The sequence below is a fragment of the Betaproteobacteria bacterium genome (assembly GCA_009377585.1).
Lineage (GTDB): Bacteria > Pseudomonadota > Gammaproteobacteria > Burkholderiales > WYBJ01 > WYBJ01.
The window spans coordinates 1-9,801 of record WHTS01000170.1 but is presented as its reverse complement, the minus strand read 5'-3'; the positions used below and the strand labels follow the sequence as shown (position 1 = coordinate 9,801).

Sequence of the window (9,801 nt, the reverse complement as noted above, 5' to 3'; positions counted from 1 at the left end):
TCGATCATGGCGAAGTGGTGTCTCGCGCACCACAAGGAGAGCTTCCTCTACACGCACTTCGAGGACATCTGCGAGATCATGAAGGCGTACGACGTCGCCTTCTCGCTCGGCGACGGACTGCGCCCGGGCTCGATCTACGACGCCAACGACGAAGCGCAGATCTCGGAGCTGCGCACCCTGGGCGAGCTCACCGACATCGCCTGGAAGCACGACGTGCAGGTGATGATCGAGGGGCCGGGCCACGTGCCGATGCAGCTCATCAAGGAGAACATGGACCTGCAGCTCGCGTACTGCAAGGAGGCGCCGTTTTACACCTTGGGGCCGCTCACGACCGACATCGCGCCCGGCTACGATCACATCACGAGCGCCATCGGCGCCGCGCAGATCGGCTGGTACGGCACCGCGATGCTCTGCTACGTGACGCCCAAGGAGCACCTGGGCCTGCCGAACAAGAAGGACGTGAAGGACGGCATCATGGCCTATCGGATCGCGGCGCACGCGGCGGACCTCGCCAAGGGCCACCCGGGCGCACAGATCCGCGACAACGCGGTATCCAAGGCGCGTTTCGAGTTCCGCTGGGAGGACCAGTTCAACCTCGGGCTCGATCCCGATACGGCCAAGGAATTTCACGACGAGACCTTGCCCAAGGACAGCGCCAAGGTTGCACACTTCTGTTCCATGTGCGGGCCGCACTTCTGCTCGATGAAGATCACGCAGGACGTGCGCGAGTACGCGCAGAGCCAGGGCGTGAGCGAGGATCAGGCGCTGGCCAAGGGCATGCAGGACAAGGCGCGCGAGTTCGTCGAGCAAGGCGCGGAGGTGTATCGCAAGGCGTAACGGTCCGTCGGCGCAGTCGCCGACGTGCACAAGGAGACGGTCATGGGATTACTCGATCAGGTACTGGGCGCGGCGCTCTCCAAGGGTGGGCAGTCACAAGGCGGAATCGGGGATCTGGGCGGGCTGGGCGGATTGGGGGATCTGCTCGGAGGCCGCTCGAACGCAGCTACGGGCGGCGGAAATCTGCTCGTGACCTTGCTGCCCCTGGTTCTGATGATGCTGCAAAACCGTGGCGGGGCTTCGGGCGCCGGTGGCGGCCTCGGCGGGCTGCTGCAGCAGTTGCAGGGCGCGGGCCTGGGTCAGCAGGCCGATTCGTGGATCGGGAGCGGGGACAATGCACCGATCTCGCCGGAGCAGCTCCGGAGTGCGCTGGGGCCCGACTCCATTCATGAGCTGGCGGCGCAGGCCGGCGTCTCGGACGACGAGGTGAGCGGGGGACTTGCGTCGCTGCTGCCCGAGCTGGTGAATCAGCTCACGCCCGAAGGCCGGTTGCCTGCGGACGGCGGACAGGTCGACACGGCGTTCGCCGACTTGCGGCGCTCGCTCGGCATGTAGCACCCTGGTCAGGCGGCACTGCTGCCTGCGCGCGTCGGTGCGTGCGAGCGGCAGGAACATCGTCGGCTGAATTTTCGCCGCCGAGGCGGGCAATGTAACGTTCCCGCAGGAAGCGGGCAGGTACAATGGCGCCCGCCATGGATCCTCTTCTTGCGTTGAAGGCCCTCGTCATGGGCATTGTCGAGGGCCTGACCGAATTCCTGCCCATCTCCAGCACCGGTCACCTCATCCTTGCAGGCAGCCTGCTCGGTCTGAACGACGCCAAGTCGAAAGTCTTCGACATCGTCATCCAGACCGGCGCGATGCTGGCGGTGGTGTGGGAATACCGCGCCCGCTTTCTCGGCGTGATTACCGGCATCGCATCGCAACGGAGCGCGCAGCGCTTCGTCGTGAATCTTATCCTGGCCTTCCTTCCCGCAGCACTCCTCGGCCTGGTGTTCGGAAAAGCGATCAAGAGCCACCTGTTCCACCCCGAGCCGGTCGCGATCGCCTTCATTGCGGGCGCGTTCGTGATCCTGTGGGTCGAGCGCCGTGAACGTCGCGTGCGCATCGATAGCGTGGACGACATGACCTGGCTCGACGCGCTCAAGGTCGGATTCGCACAGTCGTTCGCGCTCATTCCCGGCATGTCGCGCTCCGGTGCCACGATCATCGGCGGGATGCTGTTCGGGCTTTCGCGCCGCGCGGCAACCGAGTTCTCGTTCTTTCTCGCCGTGCCGACCTTGATCGGCGCCGGCGCATACGATCTCGTGCGCAACCGCCACCTGTTCGCGGCTGCGGATCTCGCGCCGTTCACCGTCGGCTTCGTCGCGTCGTTCGTGAGCGCGTTTCTGTGTGTGCGCTGGCTGCTGCGCTACATCGCCACGCACGATTTCACCGCGTTCGCCTGGTACCGGATCGTCTTCGGCGTCGCCGTGCTGTTCACCGCCTACACGGGTCTCGTCGACTGGTCGCACGCTTGAGTCTCGGCGCTCGCACGGCGTTCATGCGCTCCGCGATCGCGCCATGATCTCGCTGGATCGCTATCGCGTCCTGCTGGGCGAACCGTCTCTCGCCGGCGCATTCGCCGCCTCGATGGCGGGCCGGCTGCCGATCGGGATGGCGGTGCTCGCGATCCTGCTTTTCATCCAGCACACGCAGCAGTCGTTCTCTGCCGCCGGCATTGCCGCCGCCTTGTACGTGACCGGGCTCATTCTGGCGCTCGCGAGCGTAGGCAGCGCCGTGGGCGCGCTGGTCTACGGCAGTCGCAGCTGGTCGCTCGCGCCGACCGGTCAGTACAAGGCGGCACTACTGGCCATGTGCCTGGGATTGGCGCTGCTTGCCCCGGTGCGGGATCTGGTGCTGTTCGGCGCGATCGCCATCGTCGCCGGGGTGCCGATGGCCACCGTGCTTGCTGCGCAGTCGGTGCTGATCGCGGGCATCGCGCCGCGCGCCGCATTGGCGGAGGCGTTCACCTGGGCATCGACCAGTCTGCTCGCCGGCGTGAGCGTCGGTATCGGACTGGGCGGACTGCTGTTGGAGGTCGCGACGCCGATGCTCACGCTGTTCGGCGCCTCGCTCACCACCACCGCGGCGTTGGCGACCGCGTGCCTTTCGGTGCATTCAGGACGTCCCGACGACGACGACGCCAAGCGGGCGCGACCGTGATGCGCTCAGCTTTGCATCCAGGGCAGACCCGAAGCACGCCATCCGCCCACGCTGTTCCGGTGCCCTTCGGGATCGCGATCGCCCTCGAAGCCTTCGAGCACGTTGAAGGTCGACTCGTAGCCCGCTTTCTTTGCCAGCAGCGCCGTTTCGTGCGAGCGCCCGCCGCTGCGGCACATGAACATGGCAACCGCGTCCTTGGGAACGCGCGCTTGCAACTGCTCCAGGAAGCGCTCGTTCGGCTGCATGCCGGGATAGGTCTTCCACTCCACTTCCACCGCACCCGGCACCCGGCCGACGAAGTCCCACTCGGCGCGCGAACGCACGTCGATCAGAACGGCCTTGGGATGGTCCTGCAACAGCTGGTGAGCTTCGGCGGGTCGAAGCGCGCCGTCGTAGGGCAGACGGCTGTCTTGCGCACGTTGGCGCGCTTGCGCAAGGATATCGTCCGGATTGGCCATTCGCTCCTCTCTTTCAGGCGTTCGGGAACTCATTGTATGTCCAAACCGCACACGAACGCCGGCCCCGATAGTTCGGGAGCTCATTGTATGTCCAAACCCCACACGAACGCCGGCCCCGATATGGTGCATGCAAGCGCCGCAGATGCACCACGATGAAGCGTAGAATGCGGTCCCGAGCCCCCGAATGGCTTCAGACTAAAGGGATTTTCCGCCCCGGAATTTGGCATGGTTCCTGCTGCCCGGGACGTTTCGAATACGCGTCGTTTTCCCTGTGAGCTAGGAGAGAGGCATGACCCCAGCAGACGTACTCAAACTGATCAAGGAGAAGGAGGTCAAGTTCGTCGACCTGCGCTTCACCGATACGCGCGGCAAGGAGCAGCACGTCTCGGTCCCCGCGAAGGTCTTCGACCAGTCCAAATTCGAGGATGGCCATGCGTTCGACGGCTCGTCCATCGCCGGCTGGAAGGGCATCCAGGCTTCCGATATGCTGCTCATGCCCGAAGCGGAGACGGCGCGGCTCGATCCTTTTACCGATGAGGCCGTCCTCAACATCACCTGCGACGTGGTCGAGCCGGCCGACGGCAAGGGCTATGACCGCGATCCGCGCACCATCGCAAAGCGCGCGGAGGCTTACCTCAAGTCCACTGGCCTGGGGGACACCGCCTATTTCGGTCCCGAGCCCGAGTTCTTCATCTTCGACGGCGTGCAGTGGAGCGTCGACATGTCCGGCTGCTTCGTCAAGATCACTTCCGAGGAAGCGCCGTGGAGCAGCGGGCTCGAGTTCGACGGCGGCAACGTCGGCCACCGTGCCCCGGTGAAGGGCGGCTATTTCCCGGTGCCGCCTGCCGACACGCTGCAGGATATCCGCAACGCGATGTGCCTCGCGCTCGAGCAGCAAGGCGTCGAGGTCGAAGTGCATCATCACGAGGTCGCGGCGCCGGGTCAATGCGAGATCGGCACCAAGTTCAACAGCCTGGTGAAGCGCGCCGACTGGATGCAGGTCCTGAAGTACACAGTGTGGATGGTCGCCGCCTCCTACGGCAAGACCGCCACGTTCATGCCGAAGCCGGTCGTGGGCGACAACGGTTCCGGCATGCACGTGCACCAATCGGTATGGCGGGAGGGGCAGAACCTGTTTGCGGGTAACGGCTACGCGGGCCTGTCCGAGTTCGCGCTGCATTACATCGGTGGCGTCATCAAGCACGCGCGCGCGCTCAACGCAATCACCAATCCGGGCACCAATTCGTACAAGCGCCTGGTGCCGCACTTCGAGGCGCCGATCAACCTGGCGTACTCGGCGCGCAACCGTTCGGCTTCCTGTCGCATCCCGCATGTCTCCAGCCCGAAGGCGCGCCGGGTCGAGGTGCGTTTCCCGGATCCGACGGCCAATCCCTATCTCGCCTTCGCTGCGCTGTTGATGGCAGGGCTCGACGGGGTGCAGAACAAGATTCATCCGGGTGACCCGATCGACAAGAACCTGTACGACCTGCCGCCGGAAGAGGCCAGGAAAGTGCCGACCGTGTGTCACTCGCTCGATATGGCGCTGGAGATTCTCGACCAGGACCGCGAGTTCCTCACCCGCGGCGGTGTGTTCTCGAACGACATGCTGGATGCGTACATCGCGCTCAAGATGGAAGAGGTGCAGCGCTTCCGCACCACCACGCATCCGGTCGAGTTCGACATGTACTACAGCTCGTGATCGCCGCTGCCTGCGCAGCCAAAAGGGGGCTTGCGCCCCCTTTTGCGTTTTTTTCGTGCCCTGCGTATCCCCTCCTCTCACGAGGAGGGGTGGCGCGTAGCGCCGGGGTGGTGTGGTTGTCGCGTCGAGCGCTCCTCTCCCGAGGAGGGGTGCCCGCGCAGGCGGGCGGGGTGGTGTGGTTCCGGCGTCCAGCGCTCCTCTCACGAGGAGGGGTGGCGCGTAGCGCCGGGGGTGAGGCCGGGAATTCGCGGACCATAGCGGCGCGAGCTTCCCGGGCGAGGGGCGGCGACATGAGCTTCCCGGGCGAGGGGCCCCACGCAGTGGGGATCGACCGCAAAGCGAATGGCGCCGGGCACCGACGGCTGGGCGGTTCATTTGCATCAACCGGTTCGGAGGTGCCCACTTGTGGGGATCGACCGCAAAGCGAGTCGACGCCAACCGCCGGGGCTCAAATGGTCGAGCCTGCACCGAAGCTGTACGAGGCGGTCCGCGCCGGCCGAACGGCATCGGCCTGTATGCCGATGCGCGCCCTGCAAGGGGTGTGGTTGTCGCGTCCAGCGCTCCTCCTTGCCTGTTGCAGACCACCCCGTCCGCAACGTTGTTGCGTCCCGCCCCTCCTTGCCAGGAGGGGAAGTTCGGGTTTCCCCTCCTCTCACGAGGAGGGGTGGCGCGTAGCGCCGGGGTGGTGTGGTTGCTGCGTCCCGCCCCTCCTTGCCAGGAGGGGAAGTTCGGGTTTCCCCTCCTCTCACGAGGAGGGGTGGCGCGTAGCGCCGGGGTGGTGTGGTTGCTGCGGTCAGCCCCTCCTTTACAGGAGGGGAGCCGCATGCCCCGGACAATTGCCAAAGCATCGGTCGTGCCGTAGACTGCCGGTGCTTTTCAGTAGACTCGTCAACAGGATAGCCTGCGAAACCGTTGTAGTTCCTGATGCGTCGAACAAGTTTGATTCGGGTTCTTGCGTGGGGCGCCTTGAGCGCTTTCGCCCCCGCTGCCTCGGCCGTGCTGTGCAAGTACGTCGACGACAACGGCCATGTCACCTACTCGGATTCGGCGGTGAAGGGCGCGAAGAAGTCCTCCTGCTTCGAAGCGCCCCCGGTACCGCAACCGCCATCCCAGCCGCAACCTCAGAGCGCACGCGAGCCGCGCCCGCCGCAAACGGTGAACGCACCAGGCCTGCCGAACGTGGATCCGGCCACGCAGCGCCGGCGCGACGATTCCCGTCGCAAGATCCTCGAAGACGAGCTCGCCGTCGAGGAGCGGGCGTTGGCCGAATCCCGCAAGGCATTGAGCGAGGGCGAAGCCACGCGCCTGGGCAGCGAGCGCAACTACCAGCGCTATATCGATCGCATCCAGGGCTTGAAGGATCGCGTCACGCAGCACGAGCGCAACATCAGCGCGCTCAAGCAGGAGCTCTCCAACCTGCGCTGAGCGCTGCTTGCGCGAGCGGCATGGGGTGCGCCGGAATCCTTGGCGCGTATCTTGCTCGACTGCCTCGGTAGCACCGTCATGTTCGCTGCCGCCCTTCCCGGACTGGACCTGCTGGCGACGGCGGTCATGCTGGTCGATCACGATTGCAACATCATGTACGCCAATCCCGCCGCCGAGAACCTGCTCGAGTTGAGTGCGCGCCAGCTGCGCGGGCGCTCGCTGACTGAGCTCTTCTCCGGCGCCGAGCGGCTGATCGCGGCCATGAACTACGCGCGCGATCACGGCGCCAGCTCTACCGAGCACGACCTGGAGCTCGGCATCGGCAATCACGTCGCCTTGCACGCAAGCTGCTGCGCCACGCCGGTGGAAGACGGCGCTGCGCGCGCGCTGCTGCTCGAATTCAGGCCGATCGATCAGCGCATGAAGGTCGATCGCGAAGAGCGGCTGCTCAACCAGAACCTGGCCAACCGGGAGCTGATACGCAATCTCGCCCACGAGATCAAGAATCCGCTCGGCGGCATCCGTGGCTCGGCCCAGCTGCTGCAGGCCGAGCTTCCGCGTCCTCAGCTCGCGGAATATACGCAAGTCATCATCAGCGAAGCGGATCGCCTGCAATCGCTGATGGACCGGCTGCTCACGCCGCATCGCCTGCCTCAGCCGCGCACCTTCAGTGTGCACGAAGCCTTGGAGCGCGTGCGCGGCCTGGTGGCCGCCGAGACGCCCGAGGGCATCATCGTCGAACGCGACTACGACGTGAGCCTGCCGCCGATCGTCGCCGACATCGAGCAGATCATCCAGGCATTGCTCAACATCGTGCGCAACGCCGTGCAGGCCATGCAGGGGTGCGGCCGGATCGTGCTGCGCACGCGCGTGGTGCGCCAGGCGATCATCGCGCGGCGGCGCTATCGGCACGCGGCCCGAGTGGAGATCGTCGATTCCGGTCCCGGCATTCCGGACGCCATTCGCGACAAGCTCTTCTTTCCCCTCGTATCGGGCCGCGACGGCGGCACCGGCCTCGGTCTTTCGATCGCGCAGACCTATATCACCCAGTACGGCGGCACCATCGAGTTCGAGAGCCGCCCGGGGCGCACCAGCTTCATCATCCATCTGCCGATCGCCGAACCGGCGAACGGGAAATCCCTGCCTGACGAATCGAGCGATCGCCCGTGATTCCAAACCGCCCAGCCGATCCCAGCGCCATGTCCGAAGCCCTGAGCACTGCTGCCTTTTCTCCCACCGCAACGCCGCCCGCCGTGAAACCGGTGTGGATCATCGACGACGATCGCTCGATCCGCTGGGTGTTCGAAAAGGCGCTCGCTCGCGAAGGCATCGCCTACCGCAGCTTCTCGTCCGCGGCCGATGCGCTGGCGGCGCTGGCCGACGGTGTGCCGCAGGTGGTGGTGAGCGACATCCGCATGTCGGGCGAGTCGGGGCTCGACCTGCTGCAGAAGCTGAAGGAGCGCCATCCGCAGCTTCCCGTCATCATCATGACGGCGTACTCCGATCTCGACAGCGCCGTGGCGGCCTTCCAGGGCGGCGCCTTCGAGTATCTGCCGAAGCCGTTCGACGTCGACAATGCGGTGGACCTCATTCGGCGTGCGCTGGACGAAAGCCGCAAGCGCGAAACGACGGCCGAAGCCGAAGCACCGGCGCCCGAGATTCTGGGGCAGGCGCCGGCGATGCAGGAAGTCTTTCGCGCAATCGGCCGTCTCGCGCAGTCGAATGCGACCGTGCTCATCACCGGCGAGTCGGGAACCGGCAAGGAGCTGGTCGCCCGTGCCCTGCACCGGCACAGCCCGCGCGCATCGAAACCCTTCATCGCGATCAACACCGCCGCCATCCCGAGGGACCTGCTCGAGTCCGAGCTTTTCGGTCACGAGCGCGGTGCGTTCACCGGCGCGCAGACGCAGCGGCGCGGCCGCTTCGAGCAGGCCGACGCCGGCTCGCTCTTTCTCGACGAGATCGGCGACATGCCGCCCGAGCTGCAGACGCGCCTGCTGCGCGTGCTTTCCGACGGCCAGTTCTACCGCGTCGGCGGGCATCAGCCGATCAAGGTCAATGTGCGCGTCATCGCCGCCACCCACCAGAACCTGGAAGAGCGCGTCGCCCGCGGCCTGTTCCGCGAGGACCTGTTTCACCGGCTCAACGTGATTCGCCTCAAGCTTCCGGCGCTGCGTGAGCGGCGCGAGGACATTCCGCTGCTCGCGCGCTACTTCCTGCAGAAGAGCGCGCGCGAGCTCGGCGTCGAGGGCAAGCGCCTGGCGGAAGCCGCGATCAAGTTTCTTTCTGCGCAGGAGCTGCCGGGCAACGTGCGCCAGATCGAGAATCTGTGCCACTGGCTGACCGTCATGGCGCCCGGGCAGACCATCGAAGTGGGCGACCTGCCGCCGGAATTGCGCGGCGAGTCGAAGAGCTCGACCGATCCGTCGTGGACCGTGCTGCTCGAGCGCGAGGTGGAGAACGCGCTCAATCGCGGCGAACTGCGCATCATCGGAGGTCTCTCCGCCAGCTTCGAGCGCGCCCTGATCAAGAAAGCGCTCGCGCATACCGGCGGCCGGCGTATCGAGGCGGCGCAGCTGCTGGGATTGGGCCGCAACACGCTCACGCGAAAGATCCGCGAGCTCGGCATGGAGTCCGAATCGAGCGCGCCCAACGGCGCCGACGCATGACGAAGCGAGCCTTTTGCAATACGCTCCCCTTGTATGTTTGCCCCAAGGGGTATGGTTGTCTTCCCTCTCCCTCCGGGCCCTCCGGGAGAGGGATCGAGGGGTGAGGCCGGGAATTCGCGGACCATGGTCCGCGCCGGGCGAACGGCATCGGCCTGCATGCCGATGCGCGCACTGCAAGTGAGGGAAATTATGGAGAGAAGTTGGGGATGAGGGCTATGAGTCATTGACCGGAAGCTCGCCAAAAAGGAGAAGGAGGCACGATGGCACGAGCACTGTGGAACGGAGCTGTCATTGCGCACAGCGATGAAACTGTTGTCGTCGAAGGCAACCACTATTTTCCACCCGGCAGCGTCGATTCGAGCCGCCTGCGTGCGAGCGAAACGCACACCGTCTGTTCCTGGAAAGGAACGGCCAGCTATCATGACGTCGTCGTCGACGGCGAGGTGAACAAGGATGCCGCCTGGTACTATCCGCAGCCCAAGGCGGAGGCCGCAAACATCGCGGGCTACAT

General features: G+C 65.6%; 10 protein-coding genes. 9 read left to right on the top strand and 1 reads right to left on the bottom strand.

The genetic code is table 11. The features are described 5' to 3' along the window. The 4 genes from GEV05_28880 to GEV05_28865 all read left to right on the top strand — a co-directional run. The coding region (locus GEV05_28880; GenBank protein MPZ47307.1) for a phosphomethylpyrimidine synthase ThiC at window positions 1-837 on the top strand (837 nt) is incomplete at its 5' end. 42 nt (window positions 838-879) lie between these two features. Then, window positions 880-1,392 (top strand): DUF937 domain-containing protein, encoded by a 513-nt coding sequence (locus tag GEV05_28875; GenBank protein ID MPZ47306.1) that lies wholly within the window; start codon window positions 880-882, stop codon window positions 1,390-1,392. 137 nt (window positions 1,393-1,529) lie between these two features. Then, entirely contained in the window at window positions 1,530-2,354 is an 825-nt protein-coding gene (locus GEV05_28870) for an undecaprenyl-diphosphate phosphatase (protein ID MPZ47305.1), read from the top strand. A 43-nt stretch (window positions 2,355-2,397) separates the two neighbouring features. Beyond that, a complete protein-coding gene (locus GEV05_28865) occupies window positions 2,398-3,039 on the top strand; it encodes a hypothetical protein (GenBank protein ID MPZ47304.1) in 642 nt (213 codons plus the stop codon). A 5-nt stretch (window positions 3,040-3,044) separates the two neighbouring features. Here the strand turns inward: GEV05_28865 and GEV05_28860 are convergent, their stop codons facing one another. Then, a complete protein-coding gene (locus GEV05_28860; GenBank protein MPZ47303.1) occupies window positions 3,045-3,497 on the bottom strand; it encodes a rhodanese-like domain-containing protein in 453 nt (150 codons plus the stop codon). Window positions 3,498-3,786: 289 nt separating this feature from the next. On the opposite strand from GEV05_28860, the gene glnA reads away from it, so the two are divergent. The 5 genes from glnA to GEV05_28835 all read left to right on the top strand — a co-directional run. Next, on the top strand, window positions 3,787-5,196 hold the full coding sequence (gene glnA / locus GEV05_28855) for a type I glutamate--ammonia ligase (protein MPZ47302.1): 1,410 nt from the start codon (window positions 3,787-3,789) through the stop codon (window positions 5,194-5,196). A 924-nt stretch (window positions 5,197-6,120) separates the two neighbouring features. Further along, window positions 6,121-6,621, top strand: coding sequence for a DUF4124 domain-containing protein (locus tag GEV05_28850; GenBank protein MPZ47301.1), 501 nt, complete (start codon window positions 6,121-6,123; stop codon window positions 6,619-6,621). A gap of 78 nt (window positions 6,622-6,699) precedes the next feature. After that, the gene (locus GEV05_28845; protein ID MPZ47300.1) at window positions 6,700-7,791 is read left to right on the top strand and encodes a nitrogen regulation protein NR(II); all 1,092 of its coding nucleotides are present in this window, start codon (window positions 6,700-6,702) and stop codon (window positions 7,789-7,791) included. Between the two features lie 83 nt (window positions 7,792-7,874). Beyond that, a complete protein-coding gene (gene ntrC, locus GEV05_28840) occupies window positions 7,875-9,290 on the top strand; it encodes a nitrogen regulation protein NR(I) (GenBank protein ID MPZ47299.1) in 1,416 nt (471 codons plus the stop codon). A gap of 260 nt (window positions 9,291-9,550) precedes the next feature. Next, window positions 9,551-9,801 (top strand): DUF427 domain-containing protein (locus tag GEV05_28835; GenBank protein ID MPZ47298.1); only part of this gene is annotated, 251 nt, incomplete at its 3' end.

Coding starts and splice junctions, on each gene's coding strand:
- GEV05_28875 (MPZ47306.1), top strand. CDS start 880: ATGGGATTACTCGATCAGGTACTGGGCGCGGCGCTCTCCAAGGGTGGG.
- GEV05_28870 (MPZ47305.1), top strand. CDS start 1,530: ATGGATCCTCTTCTTGCGTTGAAGGCCCTCGTCATGGGCATTGTCGAG.
- GEV05_28865 (MPZ47304.1), top strand. CDS start 2,398: ATGATCTCGCTGGATCGCTATCGCGTCCTGCTGGGCGAACCGTCTCTC.
- GEV05_28860 (MPZ47303.1), bottom strand. CDS start 3,497: ATGGCCAATCCGGACGATATCCTTGCGCAAGCGCGCCAACGTGCGCAA.
- glnA (MPZ47302.1), top strand. CDS start 3,787: ATGACCCCAGCAGACGTACTCAAACTGATCAAGGAGAAGGAGGTCAAG.
- GEV05_28850 (MPZ47301.1), top strand. CDS start 6,121: ATGCGTCGAACAAGTTTGATTCGGGTTCTTGCGTGGGGCGCCTTGAGC.
- GEV05_28845 (MPZ47300.1), top strand. CDS start 6,700: ATGTTCGCTGCCGCCCTTCCCGGACTGGACCTGCTGGCGACGGCGGTC.